This window comes from Streptomyces sp. NPDC020875 (assembly GCF_040641415.1).
Classification (GTDB): Bacteria; Actinomycetota; Actinomycetes; order Streptomycetales; family Streptomycetaceae; genus Streptomyces.
The window spans coordinates 19095-36033 of record NZ_JBFADP010000027.1; the positions used below are offsets into that span (position 1 = coordinate 19095).

Here is a 16939-nt window from a genome sequence, read left to right on the forward strand (position 1 = left end):
TGCGCTAATGTATGTGTCGCAGCGAGCACACGCCCTCCGGGAAGCTTCCGGTAGGTACGTTCGGTGCACACGCAGCAATCCCCTGTAGCTCAATTGGCAGAGCAGCCGGCTGTTAACCGGCAGGTTACTGGTTCGAGTCCAGTCGGGGGAGCGCAATCCCCTGTAGCTCAATTGGCAGAGCATTCGGCTGTTAACCGGAGGGTTGCTGGTTCGAGTCCAGCCGGGGGAGCGTCAAGCGCAGAGGACCCGTCATGGGTCCTTTTCGCGTTTCCGGACCGGTCCGCCGGGTCCTTCTTCCTTGTCCCGGCGAGGTGTTGGAGGAGAGTGCTCCCGAGAACCCCGTGATTTCCGCTACCGCGGGGAACCGTGCAGGCCGCGGCGTAGTCTTCACCTGCGAGCAGAGCCGACCATCCGAGGCAGCAGATCGTATGACCGGCTATGCTGCGGCAGACGGCGCGCACATTTGTGCGCGACGCGCCGTTAGGGGCGGTAGCTCAGCCGGTTAGAGCAGCGGACTCATAATCCGTCGGCCGTGGGTTCGAGTCCCACCCGCCCCACCCTCGGACCGGTTACAGAACCGTTCCTACCTGGAAGAACACCACAACAGGGGACCGCCGTGCGGCGGCCCCCTGTTTGCGTTCCCCGGGCTCGTCGTATGGCCGTGGGTGGCCGTGGTGCCGCTCAACCGTTTCGCCCTCGGCGGCGGCGCTTGTCGAGGAGGATGCCCGTGTCCAGGGCGCCGTCCGCGACGAGGGTTTGCAGTCCCGCAGCGCGCGGAGTCGCCTGTCGTCGGCGCTCGCGTGCGGTGCGGCGATTCCGGCGCCGTGCCCGGCCGTCGCGCCGGGCGCCTCGGTCGCCGTGAGGTTCCCGTCATCGGGGCGAACGAGGATTTCGCTCGTCCGTGGGGCATCGGCCCCGACGTGATGTTGGTCTTGTGTCATAGTTATGTACATAGCGGATATGGAGAGGTGGTGGGGTGGATGTCGGTCACGCAAATCGACCTCGATGACGAGGCGTTGGCCGAGGCGATGCGTCTGATGGGGGCTACGACCAAGAAGGAGACGGTCAACGCGGCTCTGCGGGACTACGTCGCCCGAATCAGGCGGCTGGAAGCGGCCGAGAAGCTGGCGGCGCGCGGGGCCCGGGGTGAGTTCGACACCGCAGCCGAGGCCCGTCGGTCGGCGAAGCGGGCGCGCCGGGCCGCTTTCGAGTGATCACCTATCTCCTGGACGCCTCGGCCCTGTGGCATCTGTTCCGGACGCCGGGTGCCCTGCGGTCCTGGGAAGGCCATATCGCTGCCGGGGTGTTCTCCGTGTGCGAGCCCACCCGTACCGAGTTCCTGTATTCGGCCACCGGGCCCGCGCACCGGGACGAGCTGGCCGATGAGCTGGACGCCCTCTGTGCCATGGCCCCGGTTCCGAAGAGCGCCTGGCGCTGGGTCGAGACGGCGCAGTACAAGCTGACCCAGCGGGGGCAGCACCGCTCGGCGGGAGCCGTCGATCTCCTCGTCTGCGCCACCGCTGTTCATTACGGACATACGGTTCTCCATGTGGACAACGACTTCGTGACGGTGGCCTCCGCGCTGAAGGAAGTGGAGCAGCGCGACGCCCGGGAGTGACCGGGCGTCGCTGGTAGGGGGCGGGTGCGGGGGTCAGGGGGTGATCGTGAAGCCCCGCTTGGTGCCGAGGGCGCGGAGTGACCGCTGGCCGGGGATGCCGTCCGCGTCCGTGCCGGAGTAGCCGAGGGCGCGCTGCCAGGCGGCGTACGCCTTCTTGGTGGCGGTGCCGTAGTGGCCGTCGGCGAGGGAGGCGGTGAGCAGGCCCTCCTTGACCAGGGCCTGTTCCACGATCTTCACCCCGGGATACGAGACGGGGGCGCCCGGCCTGGAGGGGTCCCGGCGGGCGGCGGCGATGATTTTCGACAGGTCGACCACCGGTGCGCCGGGCGGGGTCGGCGGCTTGGGCTTGGGCTTCGGGTCGGGGTTGGGTGCCGGGCGTTCGGCGAGCCGGGCCGCGATCCGCTCGCGCAGATCCGGCATGGTGAAGCCGCGGGGATCGGACTTGTCGTCGGACCATTCGAGATGCCCGATCACGGACTTCGCCGACCAGCCGTGGATCCGGCAGAGGGCGGTTGCGGCCCGCTCGATCGCGTCGAGCTGGGCGGCGGGCCAGGGGTCCTTGCCGTCGCCGAGGTTCTCGCACTCGAATCCGTAGAAGTGGCGGTTGCCGTCGATGCCGTCCTTGTTGCCCTTGGTGGGGGCGGGGGGCCTGCTGCCGTACGACTCGGCCGTCACGGCCGCCAGGACGGCGGGATCGCCGCCGCCCGCGTGATTGGTCCGGCCCCAGCCGATCAGATGGACCGTGCCGTCCTTGGTGATCACCGCATGGCACAGCGGGCCCGGCAGTCCGCTGTAGCCGTCGCGGCAGATACGGACGGGGTCGGCGGGTCGCTTGGTGACGGTGTGGTGGATCACGACACCGTTCACCGGCCCCCAGGGGCGGCCGGCTCCGGTCCTCGTGTGGTTCTGCCAATCGCCGACCTCGGCGACCTCCACCCCCTCTGTGCGGAGGGCGGCCTCGAACTGAGCGGCGGTCATCGGTGTTGCCATCGGCGTGTCTCCAGTGGTGCGGGGGCGCTGATTTATGCGGCTGAACCGCAGAGTCGTTCATGTCAGCAGTAGAAATAGGAAACTTGAGGGCTGAAATCCCCTGAAGAGATGAATTGCGGGCTAAATGCTGGTGTGCGCGCCCCCGGTTGGCGCCCCCAGTGCGCCGATCACCGTGACGGGCGGGGTTCGGCGGGCGGTTCGGGACGCCGTGCCGGGCGGGGCGGATGGGGTTCGAGGGCGCGGCCGTGGTGGCGTCCGCCGCAGGTCGAGAGCCCCGTCCCGACGGCGAGACCTAAGATTTCGGCCATGGCTGAAATTGAACTGCCGGATGAGCTGGTGGAACTGGAGACCCGGGCGTGGGCGGAGATCCGCGAGGGGCGACTGACCCTGGAGACCGCCGGGGCCGTACAGGAGGCGATCACCGCGTTCGCGCGGGAGAGCGGCGAGAGCAGATACGAGGTGGAGAAGCAGCTCAAGGCGCGGGTCCGCGGAGGTGACGAGCCGCCCGCGGACTGAGGGGGCGGGCGCCGCCGGGTCGTACGGCGGGGTGTCGGTGCGGTGCCCGGCGCGACGCCCGGTGCCCGGCGCGAGGGTTCGCGAGGGGCTCGGGAACGCGGTGAAGGCCCCGACCGGAGGGGATGGGTCGGGGCCTTCATGGCGGAATCCACGCGCGCCCGCGAGGTGCGCGCAGTTCGAGTCTCCGCTCGGTCGCGGGGTTGGTCAAGCGGATGTCCGGCCACAATGATCCCACCACTCGCAACTGCGGTCCGATCAGTCATATCTCCTTGCTTATGCAAGTTGAAGGCGCATATCTTGACGCATATGCACTCCTATACGATCGGCCGGGCCGCGCGGCTGCTGGGCGTCAGCCCCGACACCGTGCGCCGCTGGGCCGACGCGGGCCGGGTCGCCACCCACCGCGACGACGCCGGGCGGCGCCTGATCGACGGCCGCGATCTGGCCGCGTTCTCCGTCGAGCTGGCCCAAGGCGGCGACGGCGGCGACGAGGAGCCCTCGTACACCTCCGCCCGTAACGCCTTCCCCGGCATCGTCACCGCCGTGAAGCTCGGCGATGTCGCCGCGCAGGTAGAGATCCAGGCCGGACCGCACCGGCTGGTCTCCCTGCTCACCAGGGAGGCCGTGGAGGAGCTGGGCCTTGAGGTCGGGATGGAGGCGACCGCCCGGGTGAAGTCGACCAGTGTCCATATCGACCGCCCCTGACCCGGCCGGTCCCCGTCCCCCTCGTCCGCGTTCCGCCCGCGCGCCGCTTCGCGCGACCTGCCCCGCGCCCGCCCGTCCCCGTGAAGGAGCCGTACCCGATGGCATCCGTACCGACCTCCGCCCGGCGGCACCCGGCCCGGCGGCGCGCCGTACTCGCCCTGGCCGCCGTCGCCCTGATCGCCCCCCTCGCCGCCTGCGGCGACGACCAGGACAAGCCGGCCGCCGGAACCGGTAAGCCCCCGAAAGCCGAGCTGACCGTACTGGCCGCCGCGTCGCTCACGGACGTCTTCGAGACGGCGGGCGCCGCGTACGAGAAGGCCCACCCCGGGACACAGATCACCTTCTCCTTCGCCGGATCCCAGGAACTCGCCGCCCAGGTCCGCCAGGGCGCCCCCGCCGACGCCCTGGTCACCGCCGACACCAAGACCATGGACGGGTTGAAGGGCGAGACCGGTACGCCCGTGGTGATCGCGAAGAACCGCCTGGTGATCGCCGTCGAAGAGGGCAACCCCCGGCGCGTCGACACCTTGGAGGATCTCGCCGACCCCGGGCTGAAGGTGGTACTTGCCGCGCCCGAAGTCCCCGTAGGCCGCTACAGCCGGAAGATCCTCGACGCCCAGGACATCACCGTGAAGCCGGTCTCCCAGGAGCCCAACGTCCGGGCCGTACTGACCAAGGTCGAACTCGGCGAGGCCGACGCGGGCCTCGTCTACCGTACGGACGCCGCCACCGCGCCCGACGAGGTCGACGCGGTCGAGATCCCCGACGACCGGAACGCGGTCGCCAGCTATCCGGCCGCGACCCTCAAGACCACGGACAACGAGGCGGCGGCGAAGGCGTTCGTCGACTGGCTCGCCGGACCCGAGGCGCGGAAGATCCTGCTCGACGCGGGCTTCCAGCGGCCGTGAGCGGCAAGCCCCGTACCGCCCCGGCGGAGCCGGGGCCGTACGGCCCACCACCGCGCGGCCCCCGGACCGGCGTCCCCGTCGCCCTCGCCGTCCCCGCCCTGATCGCCGTCGCGTTCCTGCTGCTGCCGCTCCTCGGCATCCTCGCCCGGACCGAATGGTCCGACCTCGGCACCCACCTCACCAGCCCCGGCGTGACCGAAGCCCTCGGCCTCTCCCTCCTCGTCTCCTTCTGGGCGCTCGGCCTCTCCCTGCTGCTGGGCGTACCGCTGGCCTGGCTGCTGGCCCGTACCGACTTCCCCGGCAAAGCACTGGTCCGCACCCTCGTCCTGCTGCCGATGGTGCTGCCGCCGACCGTGGGCGGCGTCGCCCTCCTCCTCGGCTTCGGCCGACGCGGACTCCTCGGCCCCTGGCTGGAGGAGACCTTCGGCGTCACCCTGCCCTTCCACACCTCCGGGGCCGTCGTCGCCGCGACGTTCGTGGCGATGCCGTTCCTCGTCATCAGCCTCGAAGGCGCGCTCAACGGGCTGCGCCCCGAGTACGAGGAGACCGCGGCGTCCCTCGGCGCCTCCCCGCTCCGGGTGTTCCGCACCGTCACCCTCCCCATGGTCGCCCCAGGACTGCTCGCGGGCGCGGCGCTGACCTGGGCACGCGCCCTCGGCGAATTCGGCGCGACGATCACCTTCGCGGGCAATCTGCCCGGCGTCACCCAGACCCTGCCGCTCCAGGTCTATCTACTGCTCCAGAACGAACCGGCCGCCGCGACATCGGTATCGCTGCTGCTGCTCGCGATCGCCATGGCCGTACTGATCGCCCTGCGGGGACGGTGGACCGGAGCCACGGGCGCGACCCGGGACGCGGGCGCGGAACGTACCGCACCGGCGGAAGCGGGGCAGGGTGCGGGTGCGGGTGCGGTGGACATCGGCGGGCCGGATCCGAACGACGCCCCGAACGTCGAAGCCCCGGGGGGTGGCGGAGGCGGCCGATGGGCCCTGAACGCCGAAGTCACCGGCTTCACCCGGCTCACACTCGACGCGGCCCCCGGCACCACGATCGCCGTCGTCGGCCCCAACGGCGCCGGGAAGACGACCCTCCTACGAGCCCTCCTCGGCCTCACCCCACGCGCCCACGCCGCACTCCGCCTCGGCGACGACGACGTCACCCACCGCCCGCCGCACCGGCGCGAAGTCGCCTGGGTCCCCCAGAACGGCGCGCTCTTCCCCCACCTCGACGCCCTCGCGAACACGGCATACGGGCTCCGCGCCCGAGGCGTCCCCCGAGCCGAGGCCCGCCGCACCGCCCGCGCCTGGCTCGACCGCCTCGGCGTGGGCCACCTCGCCCACCGCAGACCCGCCCAACTCTCCGGCGGCCAGGCCCAGCGCGTCGCCCTGGCCCGCGCGCTGGCCCCAGGACCCCGGCTCCTCCTCCTCGACGAACCCCTGGCCGCGCTCGACCAGACCACCCGCGCCCGAGTACGCCACACCCTCCGCCGCCACCTCGACGGCTACGGCGGCGTCTGCCTCATCGTCACCCACGACCCGGTCGAAGCGGTCTCCCTCGCGGACCGGGTCCTCGTCCTCGAAGCGGGCGAACCCCTTCAATACGCCCCGCCCGCCGAAGTCACCCGCCACCCCCGCTCCCCCTGGATCGCCCGCATGCTGGGCCGCAACGCCTGGCCCGGCACGGCCACCGAGACCGGCACGATCGCCCTCCACGACGGCGGCCACCTCCTCGTAGTCCCCGACCCGCCGCCGCCCGGCACGGAGATCCTCGCCGTGATCGCCCCCGAGGCCGTCGCCCTCCACCGCGACGAACCCACGGGCAGCCCGCGCAACGTCCGCCCCGGCACGATCCGCGAGATCACCGCGTCCGGCGGGCGACTCCGCGTCCTGGTGACGACCCCCGGCGCCCCGGACCTGATCGCCGAGATCACCCCCGAGTCGGCGACGGAACTCTCCCTGACGGAAGGGATCGCGGTGTGGACGAGCGTGAAGGCGACGGAGGTGGTGGTGGTGGTCGTTCTCTGACGGGCGCCTCCCGCTGTGGGGGTCCTGGTTTCTCAGGCGCCTGGTGCCGGGGTTGCCTGTGGCCAGGCGGGGTCTTCGCGCCTCGCGCCCTGGGCGCCTGGTGCGGGGGTTTCCCGCGGCGTGCGGGGTGTTCGCGCCTCAGCCTCCCCCAAAGCTGCCTTTGGGGGGACCCCCAAGGGGCTGTTGAAGATGTGACCGTCACTCCGGCGGTATGCGGGCGCACTTGTTCGGCGTCGGGAGGGTCGGTGGCCTCCGGGCTCACCTCCTCACGGACGGCGGAAGTGGGGGTCTTGTCCGGGAGACCCGGTCTTTTCCGCCGTCCTCCCCCAAAGCTGCCTTTGGGGGGACCCCCAGGGGGCGACCCTGCACCCCCCGACCACGCCGACTGGACTTGTCCCCTGGGGCTGGAGCCCGTCCCGAGGGAGGGGAGGGTGCCACCTGGTGTTTGTGGTCCACCCGCGCCCCGGTGGCTGGCTGGTCGCGCAGTTCCCCGCGCCCCTGGTCGCCCCCGTCGCCGCCCTTGTAAAGGGCTCCTCCTCCGGGGAGTGGGTTCCCCTCTCGTTATCCGGTGCTGGGGAGAGCATTTAGGGGCGCGGGGAACTGCGCGACAAGCCCATGACGGCCCGCAGTCGAAACACCTCCGGAGGAAGCACTACCCATCCCGCCCGGAGGGCATCACCCACCCTGAGAGCGGTGCTGGGGAGAGTATTTAGGGGCGCGGGGAACTGCGCGAACAGCCACAGGCGGTCCGCAGACCGCGAACTGCACCAGGCTGCCGGGCGCGGCCCGGGGTTGTGGGCCTCACCCGGAGGGCCAAGGCGCTGGGGGTCCCCCCATTGCCGGAGGCATAGGGGGCGGAACTGCGCGAACAGCCACGACGGTGGGGCAGGCCGCCGACAACACCAGGACCACCGCGCGGACCGGGGCCTCGGGGGCCAGGGGCTAAATGGGTGGGCGATACGTGTTGTTCGGGAACATGATCGAGGGATGGACGCTCGATTTCTCGGGATCGCCGAGTTGGACCGGACCCCGGCCGTGGCCGTCGTCGTCGATGTGATGCGGGCCTTTACCGTCGCTGCCTGGGCGTTTGGGCGGGGGGCCGAGAAGGTCGTGCTCGCCGGGTCCCTCGATGACGTACGGGCGCTCAAGGCGCGGCATCCCGACTGGGTGGCGGTCAAGGACGGTCCGGCCGCGGCCGGGTTCGATGCCGTGAATTCGCCGGGGCTGTTGCGGTCGGTCGAGCTCGACGGGCGGACCGTGGTGCAGAAGACCACGGCCGGGACGGTCGGTGCTCTCGCGGTCAGGGACGCGTCGTTGGTGCTCTGTGCGAGTTTTGTGGTGGCGGAGGCGACCGCGCGGCTGTTGCGGGCCCGCGGGGACGGCGAGGTCACCTTTGTCGTGACCGGTGAGGACGGGCGGGCCGAGGAGGATCTGGCTTGTGCCGAGTACATCGCTCAGCGGGTCGCCGAGCCGTCCGCGGACGCCGCCGTCTTTCTTCGGCGGGCCGCCGCGTCGAGGGCTGCCGGGGAGTTGGCCGAGGGGGTGCGGGAGGGCTCGCACCCCGATGACGTACGGCTCTGTCTCGAACTCGACCGGTTTCCGTTCGCCATGGTGGCCGTTTCGGAGGGGCCGCTCATGGTTCTGCGGCCGTATGTCGTGGACGGCGGGCCGGGGTACGGGAAAACTCCGTGAAGGGCCGCGCGGGCGGCTGTTACGGTGCGGCGGTGACAGCGATCAGAGAATTCCAGGTCACCTTCGACTGTGCCGAGCCCGAGCGCCTCGGCCTGTTCTGGTGTGAGGTGTTGGGGTATGTCGCGCCGCCTCCGAAGGGGTACGAGAGCTGGGAGGAGTTCAATGACTCCCGGGCCCCCGAGGATCGTGGTGCGTCGTTCGCCTGTGTCGATCCGTCGGGGGTCGGGCCGCGTCTGTACTTTCAGCGGGTGCCCGAGGGGAAGGTCGTCAAGAACCGGGTCCATCTCGACGTCCGGGTCGGTACGGGGCTCGTGGGGAAGGAGCGGCTGGCCGCCCTCGAAGCCGAGTGCGCGCGGCTCGTCCCGCTCGGCGCCGTGCGGGATCGGCTGCTCTACGACGGCGGCGACGACTCGTGCATCGCGATGCGGGACATCGAGGGCAACGAGTTCTGCCTGGACTGAGCGCGCTCCGGGCCGTGTCACACCGTCAGGGCCCGTTTCATCACCTTGCCCATGTCGTTGCGCGGCAGCGCGTCCAGATAGCGGATCACGCGCGGGCGCTTGTGCGGTGCCAGCTCCGCCGCGACATGGGCCGTGAGTTCGTCGGGGGTGGGGCGGGTGCCGGGGGTCGTGGGGACGATCCAGGCGACCACTCGTTCCCCGAGGTCGGGGTCCGGTTCGCCGGTCACCGCCGCCTCCCGGACCCCGGGGTGGTCCAGGAGTACGTTCTCGATCTCCCCGGCGCCGATCTTGTAGCCGCCGCTCTTGATCAGATCCGTGGCCCGGCGTCCCACGATCCGTACCGAGCCGTCCGGGTCCCTGACCGCCATGTCGCCGGTGCGGAACCAGTCGCCGTCGAACGCCTCCGCCGTCGCGTCCGGCCGGTTCAGATAGCCCGTGAACAGGTTCGCGCCCCGGACCTGGATCTCCCCGATGGTCTCGCCGTCGTACGCCGCCACCGGCTCCCCGGCCTCGTCGACCAGCCGCAGCCCGACCCCGGGCAGCGGTACGCCGACCGAACCGGGCCGGGCCTTCGGGTCGTCGGCCCGGACGCTGGTGTTCATCAGCGTCTCCGTCATGCCGTAACGCTCCACGACCCGGCGGCCGGTGGCGGTGGTGATCCGGGTGTGGTCGGGCAGCGGCAGCGCCGCCGAACCCGAGACCAGCAGCCGGGCCCCGGCCAGCGCCCGTACCAGCCCGGGGTCCTCGCCGACGGCCTCCGCCAGCCGGTGGTACATCGTCGGCACCCCGAACAGCACCGTGCCGCCGGACCCCAGTTCGCGCCGTACGCCGTCGACCGAGAACCGGCCCAGATGGCGCAGCTCACCGCCGCGCCGCAGCGGGCCGAGTACGCCCAGGATCAGTCCGTGGACATGGAACAGCGGCAGCCCGTGTACGAGGACGTCGTCCCCGGTCCAGGCCCAGGCGTCGGCGACCGCGTCCAGGGTCGCCGCGATGGCCCGGCGGGGCAGTACGGCGCCCTTCGGCGGGCCCGTCGTCCCCGAGGTGTAGACGATCATCGCCGGGGCGGCCGGGTCCACCGGGCCCGGGGGCGGCCCGCCGAGGCCGCTCACCGGGATGTCGACCCGCTCGACGCCCGCCAGCGCCGCCGGGAGTTCGTCGCCGGGTCCGGCCAGTACGAGCCGGGGCGCGCTGTCCTTCAGGATGTGCCCCAGTTCCCGCTCGCCGGTCTTCGGATTGAGCGGTACGACCGGTACCCCGGCGAGCAGCGCGGCCACCACGCCGACGGCGGTCTCCAGGGTGGGCGTCGCCCACAGCGCGACCCGGGACGCGCCGCCGATCCGTACGGCGAGCCCTCCGGCGGCGCTCGCCAATGTGCCGTACGTGACCGAACGTTCGCCGAACCGCAGGGCCGTGCGGTCCGAGTCGGGCCGCAGCGCCGGGAAGAGATCGTCTCCCGTGCCGGGCTTCTCGTCGTCCTTCAGGTCGCTCGTCATTTCGGGTCATCCTCCGTCGGTGGCCGGTCTGCCGGGCGGACTCTCATTCTTCCGTCCGGTCGCCGCTCCGGCCGAGCGCATCCTCCCGTACGCGTAGACGCATCCGGCCAGCGCCAGATCCGACAGCAGCATGAAGCCGATCGCATAGGACCCCTTGGCGCTGTAGATCGCGCCCATCACCATGGGCGGTACGAAGCCGCCGAGGCCGCCGATCGCCCCCACGATCCCGGTGACACTGCCCACCTGCGGCTGCGGTGTCACCCGTGCCACCAGGGCGAAGACACTGCCCGACGCGGCGCCCAGACCGGCCGCCATCAGCAGCAGGAAGAGCGTTCCGCCCGGATCCAGTGGCGGATCGAACGCCTGGGCGATCGCGGTGACCGCCACCAGGCCGAGGGCGGCGGCGGTCACGTACGCCGGGTGCACCCGGTCCGACAGCCAGCCGCCCAGCGGCCGGAAGACCACCGTGACCAGGGCGAATCCGGCCGCTTTGGTACCGGCGTCGGTGGCGTCCAGCTCGTACCAGGTCCGCAGATACGTCGGCAGATAGACCCCGAACGCCACGATCCCGCCGAACCCGATCGCGTAGAGCGCCGACAACTCCCAGGTCACCCGGAGCCGTCCGGCCCGGGCCAGCCGGGTGACGAGGGAGTCGGTGGGGATCGGCCGGTCCGGCCGGTCCGTGATCAGGAAGACGGAGAGTACGGCGAAGACCGCGAGGGCCGCCGCCACCACGAGGAAGGGCAGGTCCTGGCCGTGCCGGGCGATCCTCGGGGTGAAGTAGCCGGAGAGGGCGACACCGCCCATGCCCATACCGAAGATCCCGATCGCCAGACCCCGCCGCGCGGGCGGGAACCAGGAGTTCACCAGCGGCACGCCGATCGCGAACGTCGTACCGCCGAGCCCCAGCAGGAAGCCGGTGGCGAGCATCGCCGGATAGGAGTCCTTCGCCGGGATCAGCAGCAGGACCGGAACGATGGTCGCGGCGCTGACCAGGGGAAACATCACCCGGGCGCCGTAGCGGTCGGTGAGCGCGCCGACCGGGACCCGGCCCAGGGCGCCGACTAGTACGGGCACGGCCACCAGCACCGACTGCTGGAACGAGTCGAGGCCCAGCCGGTCCTGGTAGTAGCCGCCCAGCGGTGAGATCAGGTTCCACGCCCAGAAGGTGAGGGTGAAGCCGATCGTGGCCGCGGCCAGGTTGCGGTACGCGGCGAAGGGGCCGCCGGCGACGGGATTCACACCCTCCAGTCAAGGCCGGGGGCCGGGGCGCGGCGCGCTGGGGTACTCCGTTCGAACGGCGGCGGGCGGAGCGGAGACGTACGGCGCCGGGTCATCGGGGGGCGTCCCAGACGACGGTACGGCCCCGGGCGCTCCCGGCGCCCGGACCGGCCCCGGGCTCCGGCGGCCCGCCCGGCTCCGGGGGGCCGTCGTCCGTGACCGTGAGGCGGATCCCGGGGCGGCCGTCGCCGAGCCGGACCGTCGCGTCCACGACCACCTCGATCGCCGCCACCCCTGGGCGGCGGTGCGCGGCGGCCAGCGCCGCGCGCAGGGTCGCGATCAGCCGTTCGTCGGCGGGCGGCCGGATCAGGGCGTCCACCGGGCCGCGGAAGTGCACCGACGGCGGGAAGCCGAGCAGTGCGGCGGCGCCCGCGGTCTCCCGCAGGACCCGGCCCCGGAAGCCGGTCGGCGCGTCGGCCGGTGGCTGCTGGAGCGCGAAGATGGTGGTCCGTACCTCCTGGATGGTGGAGTCGAGTTCGTCCACCGCCCGGCCGATCAGCTCCGCCGCCTCGGTCTCGTGGTCCGGCGGGCCCGGCGGGCCGGTGGGGTCGGGCGGTCCGGGGACCGCGCGGCGGCGGGTGGACTCCAGCATCATCTCCGTCGCGAAGAGCCGCTGGACGACGAGGTCGTGCAGATCCCGGGCGATCCGGTCGCGGTCCTCGTACACGGCCAGCCGCTCGCGGTCGTGCCGGGCGTCGGCGTGGACCAGGGCGAGGGCGGCCTGCGAGGCGAACTGCGAGGCCATCAGCCGTTCCAGCGCGCTGTACGGGCGGCCGTCGCGGCGCCGGGGCAGGGCGAGGGTGCCGATCAGCCGGCCGCCGGACTGGAGCGGCAGCATCATCGAGGGACCGAACCGGCTTCTGACCCGGGTGGTCATCCGGGGGTCGGTGGCGGAGTCCTCGATGAACACCGGCTCGCCGCCGAGCAACTGGACGAGGACGGGGGAGCCGGGGGCGATCGTCGTCCCCACGATGTCATCGGGGCCGCTCACGTCCGGATCGGGGGCCGGGTCCGTGCCCGGGTCCGTGCCCGCGTTCGTACCTGAGACCGTGCCCTGGCCGGAGCCGGAGCCGGAGCCGGAGCCGGAGCCGGAGCCGGAGCCGGAGCCGGGGTCGGGGCCGCCGTCCGTCGCGTCGTGGCCGGTCGACGCCACGACGATCTCCATACCCCCGTCGGCCGTCGGCTGGAGGATCACCCCGGCCGCCGCCCCCGCCAGGATCCTGGCCCGCTCGGCGACGGTCATCAGCGCGTCCTCGGCGCTGCTGCCGGTCAGCAGGGCCGTCGTTACGGCCGCCGCGCCCTCGATCCAGCGTTCCCGCTGGCGCGCGGTCTCGTACAGCCTGGCGTTGCCGATCGCCGTGCCGGCCTGGGACGCGAGCACCCTCAGCAGCGCCAGATCCCCTTCGGTGAAAGGGCCGCCGCGCTTCTCGGTCAGATAGAGATTGCCGAAGACCTCGGTACGGACCCGGATCGGGACGCCGACGAAGGACCGCATCACCGGATGGCCGTCGGGGACGCCCGACGAGCGGGGGTCGAGGGTGAGATCGTCGATCAGCAGCGGCCGGGGATCGCGGATGAGCAGTCCGACGATGCCCTCGTCCCCGGCCGGGAGCCGCCCGATCCGCTCTCTCTCCTCGTCGCTCATCCCGAAGGTGTAGAGGTCGGACAGGGGGCTGGGCCTGCCGGTTCGGCCGGACTCCGGGTCGATGACGCCGAGCGCGCCGTACCGGGCGCCGGTGAGCCCGGCGGCGGTGTCCACGATGTGCTGGAGGGTGGCGGGGAGTTCGAGATCGCTGCCCAGACCGACGACGGCCTCCAGCAGGACGTGCAGCGGGGGCGCGCCGTCGGGAATCCGGCCCGGCCCGGCCCCGGGGGCCGCGTCGGCACCGGGACCCGTGCCCGTGTCCGTACGGCCGGGGCCGGTGGCCCTGTCGCGGGGTTCCGCACGAGCGGGTCCCGTACCGCCGCCGGGCCCGCCCGCCGGGTCCTGCGCCGTACGCTTCGCCGGGCCGTCGTGCACGGCCTCCCCGCCTCCCCTCGCGCCGATCACGCCTACCGCGCGACCTCCGCCAGTGGATTGAGGACCAGTGGCTGGATTCGGCCCTCCAGCATCGCGCCGAGCCCGAGGATCGCACAGATGTCCGGCCGTTCGGCGATTTCCACCGGCATGCCCGTCGCGTCCCGCAGCATCTGGTCGAGTCCGGGCAGCAGCGCGCTGCCGCCGACCATGGTGATGCCGCGGTCCGCGAGGTCGGCGACCAGGTCGGGCGGGCAGTCCCGCAGTACCTTCCCGATCCCGTCGAGTACCGAGGTCAGCGGGGTGTGGATGGCGTTCCGTACCGCCGCGGTGTCGACATGGACCGTACGGGCCAGGCCGGTCGCGACGTCCCGGCCGTGGATCTCGGTGACCTCTGGGCCCTGCGACGTCAGTCCGTTACCCCTGAGGGCGAGCTGGAGGGGGCGTACGGACTGGCTGGGCAGCATCAGTTCGTGCTGGGTCCGCAGATGCTGGATCACCGCCGCGTCGATCGCGTTGCCGCCGACCGGCACCCGCTCGGCCCGGACGATCGACCCCAGGGACAACACGGCGAGCTGGGTGGTCGCCGCCCCGCACACCATGATCATGGTGGCGGTCGGCTGTTCCACCGGCAGTCCGCAGCCCACGGCCGCCGCGATCAGGGTGTCCACCAGCTCGACCCGGCGGGCCCCCAGACCGATCATGGTCTCCACGGCGGCGCGCTGGGCCAGCGGGTCGGCGTCGTGCGGCGTACAGGCCGCCGCCCGCAGCCGGGGCTTGCGGCGCAGCTGGCGGCGGAGCTTCTCGCCGAGCAGATGGCGCAGCATCCGCTGGGCCATCTCGATATCGACGACCGTGCCGCCGGAGACCGGCCGGGCCACCCGGATGTAGTGCGGCGTACGGCCCGTCATCTGCTCGGCGAGGGCACCGACGGCGATGAGGGAGCCGGTCCGGGTGTTCACCGCGGCGACGCTCGGTTCATCGACCACGAGTCCGGCGCCCTTGACGAAGACCCGGGTACGGGCGGCGCCGAGGTCGACGGCGACATGGCAACGGCGCAACTGCTCCAGACTGACGCTCACGACGATCCTCCCGAGGCGGTACGGCTGCGGTCCGGCGGCGATCCGGCGGTACGGCCGTACGACGGGCCCGGTCCGGGCGCGCGGCCGGTACGTGGTCGCACTCGCATCGTCCGTCCGGGGCGGCGGCGGCGCGCGCCGGGTGGTCCGCCCGGGTTACCGCGACGGCTGACGGGGTGTCATCGGAGGTGGGTCGGCGGCGGGTCGGAAGTGGGTCGGAGGCGGCTCAGAGCAGGCGTTGCAGCAGGCCCCAGCTGAATTCGGCGACCGCGCGCCGCTCCCCGGGCAGCGTCAAGGACAGCCGCAGGCGTGTCGGGGCGGATCCCTCCATCGGAGTCGCCGGGGCGAAGGCGCGGGCCGCCTCGTCCGCCGTGCAGGACCAGGGCGTCAGATCGTCCGCCGTACGGAGGGCGGGAGCGGGCTCCCCCTCCGCCCTGACCAGCCATTCGTTCCACACCGCGCCGCCCGGCACGGTCGCGGTCACCTCGAACCGAAGCCCCGGCCAGAGCGGCACGGGCCAGCGGTGGGCCTCGGACTCCAGATCGCCGACCCGGCGGCGTACGGACGACTCGGGCGGGCCGAGCACCGAGCGGTAGCGGCCGAGCGCGCCGCGCGGCGAACGGGGCCGGCACATCGCCTGCCAGCGGCGGTTGGCCTCGCGCATCTCGGCGGCCGACGCGCCCAGCTCCCGGCGGGCGTCCTCGACCAGGCCGGGCTGGTGGTCGGCCATTCTGCGGAGCAGGACGAGCTGGAAGTCGCGGGGGCCGAAGGGCGCGGACGTGGTCATGGCGGCCATCCTCCCCGACCCGGCTGACAGGCGCGCTGGACAGCCGACGGGGAATGTCAATCTCCCAAACGTCGATTCACTCCTGGGTGGAGAGTCCGCACAGGATCCTCACACGGCCCGTCACTTCTGACTCCTGGCGCCCCATAACCTGCGGGCGCCATGGATTACTGCCAACAGTGCCGACGACATCTCAACGGCGCCCTCGCCTGCGCGGGGTGCGGAACCCCCGCCGACGAGCTGCGCGGCGGATACCCCGCCACCGGAGGGTGGGGGGACCCCGGCACCCGTACCGGCGACTACGACCCCGGAGCCGGTCGCGGCTCGGGCGGTGGTACGGGCTTCGAACGGCCCGCGCCCGCCCCGGGTCCGGCGGGCGACGACATCATCGAACTCGGCGAGGTCTCCTGGCATACCCGGGACGGCGGTGGCGCTCCGGCGGGCGGTGGCGGTGGCCGCAGGCGCAGGCGCGGCCGTCGCGAGGACGGCGGCGGTACGGATCCGGCCCCCCGCCCCCCGGCCGGAGACAGGCGCTCCGGAGCAGAGGCGGGGGCGGCTGCCGGTGGGGAGCGGCGGCGCGCCGGGCGCCGGGCCGCCAACCGGGCCGGGACCAGGCCGACCGGGCGCCGCGCCCGCAGTCGGCGGGGCCGTAACGTCCTGGTGGGAGTGCTCGGGCTGGTACTCGCCGGGGGCGCGCTGAGCCTGGCCGAGCTGGGCCGGGAAGGCGACGGCTCCGCCCGGGTCAAGGAGAAGGACCTCAGCCGGGGCGAACCACTGCCCGAACCCGAGGCACCCGACGGCGGTACGGTCCCCGACGAACCGGACACCGTGACCGCGCGGCCCTCGGAGCACCCCGGATCCCGGGGCTCGGGACGCCCCACCGCGACCGCGACCGGGACCGGCCCGGGGGCCGGGCAGCGCCCCGGACCGTCCCCGAGCCGGACGGCCACGCCCCCGGCCGGGCCGAAGCCGTCCGACGCGCCCCGGCCGCCCACCGGGGCGCCGTCGCCCTCGGGGGTGCCGGAGCCGCCCCGGCCCAGCGACTCGGGGCCCGGGCCGACCGGGACGCCGGGACCGGTGCCGACGCCGACACCCACGCCGACGCCGACCGAGACCTGCACACCCTTCCTGTGGTGGTGCGTCTGACCGGTGGGGGCCTCCCGGGCCCGCCGGAAGGGTCGGCTACGCGGCTCCTCGCGTGCCGCCGGCTCCGGTCGCCCCGGCGGTGTCGTCGCCGGTGATGTCCCCGGCGGCACCGGGATGTGCGCCGGGGACAGCTATCACCCCCGTGGCACAGGTGACGTACGGACCGTCCGGGGCGGTGATGTCCGTGGTCGCCGTCGTCACGGCGGTGGACGCGCCGGACGA

The 16939-nt window shown here is 72.9% G+C and carries 15 protein-coding genes and 3 tRNA genes; 12 read left to right on the plus strand and 6 right to left on the minus strand.

Going from position 1 to position 16939, the window contains the following annotated elements:
- Nucleotides 1-78: 78 nt before the first annotated feature.
- The 5 genes from AB0G74_RS17500 (at nucleotide 79) to AB0G74_RS17520 (ending at nucleotide 1618) form a co-directional block, all read left to right on the plus strand.
- A tRNA-Asn gene (locus AB0G74_RS17500) sits at nucleotides 79-151 on the plus strand.
- A gap of 5 nt (nucleotides 152-156) precedes the next feature.
- Nucleotides 157-229: transfer RNA gene (locus tag AB0G74_RS17505), tRNA-Asn, on the plus strand.
- A 254-nt stretch (nucleotides 230-483) separates the two neighbouring features.
- Nucleotides 484-557: transfer RNA gene (locus tag AB0G74_RS17510), tRNA-Ile, on the plus strand.
- 423 nt (nucleotides 558-980) lie between these two features.
- Nucleotides 981-1214: a type II toxin-antitoxin system VapB family antitoxin gene (locus AB0G74_RS17515; RefSeq protein ID WP_361146813.1), complete on the plus strand. Its 234-nt coding sequence runs from the start codon at nucleotides 981-983 to the stop codon at nucleotides 1212-1214.
- A complete protein-coding gene (locus AB0G74_RS17520) occupies nucleotides 1211-1618 on the plus strand; it encodes a PIN domain nuclease (RefSeq protein WP_361146815.1) in 408 nt (135 codons plus the stop codon). Before AB0G74_RS17515 ends, AB0G74_RS17520 begins: the two co-directional genes overlap by 4 nt.
- A gap of 33 nt (nucleotides 1619-1651) precedes the next feature.
- Here the strand turns inward: AB0G74_RS17520 and AB0G74_RS17525 are convergent, their stop codons facing one another.
- Complete coding sequence (locus AB0G74_RS17525) at nucleotides 1652-2608, minus strand: N-acetylmuramoyl-L-alanine amidase (RefSeq protein ID WP_361146818.1); 957 nt, start codon at nucleotides 2606-2608, stop codon at nucleotides 1652-1654.
- A gap of 306 nt (nucleotides 2609-2914) precedes the next feature.
- Here AB0G74_RS17525 and AB0G74_RS17530 point away from each other — a divergent pair, with 306 nt between their 5' ends.
- From AB0G74_RS17530 to AB0G74_RS17555, 6 genes are all read left to right on the plus strand, one after another.
- On the plus strand, nucleotides 2915-3124 hold the full coding sequence (locus AB0G74_RS17530) for a hypothetical protein (protein WP_361146820.1): 210 nt from the start codon (nucleotides 2915-2917) through the stop codon (nucleotides 3122-3124).
- 306 nt (nucleotides 3125-3430) lie between these two features.
- A complete protein-coding gene (locus AB0G74_RS17535; RefSeq protein ID WP_361146822.1) occupies nucleotides 3431-3829 on the plus strand; it encodes a helix-turn-helix transcriptional regulator in 399 nt (132 codons plus the stop codon).
- Between the two features lie 98 nt (nucleotides 3830-3927).
- Nucleotides 3928-4737 (plus strand): molybdate ABC transporter substrate-binding protein, encoded by an 810-nt coding sequence (gene modA / locus AB0G74_RS17540; protein WP_361146825.1) that lies wholly within the window; start codon nucleotides 3928-3930, stop codon nucleotides 4735-4737.
- Nucleotides 4738-4835: 98 nt separating this feature from the next.
- Nucleotides 4836-6761 carry an ABC transporter permease gene (locus AB0G74_RS17545; RefSeq protein WP_361147002.1) on the plus strand — a complete coding sequence of 642 codons (1926 nt, stop codon included), beginning with the start codon at nucleotides 4836-4838 and terminating at the stop codon, nucleotides 6759-6761.
- Between the two features lie 987 nt (nucleotides 6762-7748).
- Nucleotides 7749-8453, plus strand: coding sequence for a 2-phosphosulfolactate phosphatase (locus AB0G74_RS17550; protein WP_361146828.1), 705 nt, complete (start codon nucleotides 7749-7751; stop codon nucleotides 8451-8453).
- A gap of 32 nt (nucleotides 8454-8485) precedes the next feature.
- A complete protein-coding gene (locus AB0G74_RS17555) occupies nucleotides 8486-8914 on the plus strand; it encodes a VOC family protein (protein WP_361146831.1) in 429 nt (142 codons plus the stop codon).
- A 17-nt stretch (nucleotides 8915-8931) separates the two neighbouring features.
- Here AB0G74_RS17555 and AB0G74_RS17560 read toward each other — a convergent pair whose 3' ends face one another.
- The 5 genes from AB0G74_RS17560 to AB0G74_RS17580 all read right to left on the minus strand — a co-directional run bounded on the left by AB0G74_RS17560 (nucleotide 8932) and on the right by AB0G74_RS17580 (nucleotide 15583).
- On the minus strand, nucleotides 8932-10410 hold the full coding sequence (locus AB0G74_RS17560; RefSeq protein WP_361146833.1) for an acyl-CoA synthetase: 1479 nt from the start codon (nucleotides 10408-10410) through the stop codon (nucleotides 8932-8934).
- Nucleotides 10411-10416: 6 nt separating this feature from the next.
- Nucleotides 10417-11652, minus strand: coding sequence for an MFS transporter (locus AB0G74_RS17565; protein WP_361146836.1), 1236 nt, complete (start codon nucleotides 11650-11652; stop codon nucleotides 10417-10419).
- Nucleotides 11653-11743: 91 nt separating this feature from the next.
- On the minus strand, nucleotides 11744-13543 hold the full coding sequence (locus AB0G74_RS17570) for a GAF domain-containing protein (protein WP_361147004.1): 1800 nt from the start codon (nucleotides 13541-13543) through the stop codon (nucleotides 11744-11746).
- Between the two features lie 200 nt (nucleotides 13544-13743).
- Nucleotides 13744-14790 carry a rod shape-determining protein gene (locus AB0G74_RS17575; RefSeq protein ID WP_361146838.1) on the minus strand — a complete coding sequence of 349 codons (1047 nt, stop codon included), beginning with the start codon at nucleotides 14788-14790 and terminating at the stop codon, nucleotides 13744-13746.
- Between the two features lie 223 nt (nucleotides 14791-15013).
- Nucleotides 15014-15583: a hypothetical protein gene (locus AB0G74_RS17580; protein WP_361146841.1), complete on the minus strand. Its 570-nt coding sequence runs from the start codon at nucleotides 15581-15583 to the stop codon at nucleotides 15014-15016.
- A gap of 150 nt (nucleotides 15584-15733) precedes the next feature.
- On the opposite strand from AB0G74_RS17580, the gene AB0G74_RS17585 reads away from it, so the two are divergent.
- On the plus strand, nucleotides 15734-16717 hold the full coding sequence (locus AB0G74_RS17585; RefSeq protein ID WP_361146844.1) for a hypothetical protein: 984 nt from the start codon (nucleotides 15734-15736) through the stop codon (nucleotides 16715-16717).
- Nucleotides 16718-16939 lie beyond the last annotated feature (222 nt).

What these genes read in the sequence shown, in the direction of transcription:
- AB0G74_RS17535 (WP_361146822.1), top strand. Translation starts at nt 3,431, where the DNA reads ATGCACTCCTATACGATCGGCCGGGCCGCGCGGCTGCTGGGCGTCAGC.
- AB0G74_RS17525 (WP_361146818.1), bottom strand. Translation starts at nt 2,608, where the DNA reads ATGGCAACACCGATGACCGCCGCTCAGTTCGAGGCCGCCCTCCGCACA.
- AB0G74_RS17560 (WP_361146833.1), bottom strand. Translation starts at nt 10,410, where the DNA reads ATGACGAGCGACCTGAAGGACGACGAGAAGCCCGGCACGGGAGACGAT.
- modA (WP_361146825.1), top strand. Translation starts at nt 3,928, where the DNA reads ATGGCATCCGTACCGACCTCCGCCCGGCGGCACCCGGCCCGGCGGCGC.
- AB0G74_RS17530 (WP_361146820.1), top strand. Translation starts at nt 2,915, where the DNA reads ATGGCTGAAATTGAACTGCCGGATGAGCTGGTGGAACTGGAGACCCGG.
- AB0G74_RS17585 (WP_361146844.1), top strand. Translation starts at nt 15,734, where the DNA reads ATGGATTACTGCCAACAGTGCCGACGACATCTCAACGGCGCCCTCGCC.
- AB0G74_RS17580 (WP_361146841.1), bottom strand. Translation starts at nt 15,583, where the DNA reads ATGGCCGCCATGACCACGTCCGCGCCCTTCGGCCCCCGCGACTTCCAG.
- AB0G74_RS17515 (WP_361146813.1), top strand. Translation starts at nt 981, where the DNA reads ATGTCGGTCACGCAAATCGACCTCGATGACGAGGCGTTGGCCGAGGCG.
- AB0G74_RS17550 (WP_361146828.1), top strand. Translation starts at nt 7,749, where the DNA reads ATGGACGCTCGATTTCTCGGGATCGCCGAGTTGGACCGGACCCCGGCC.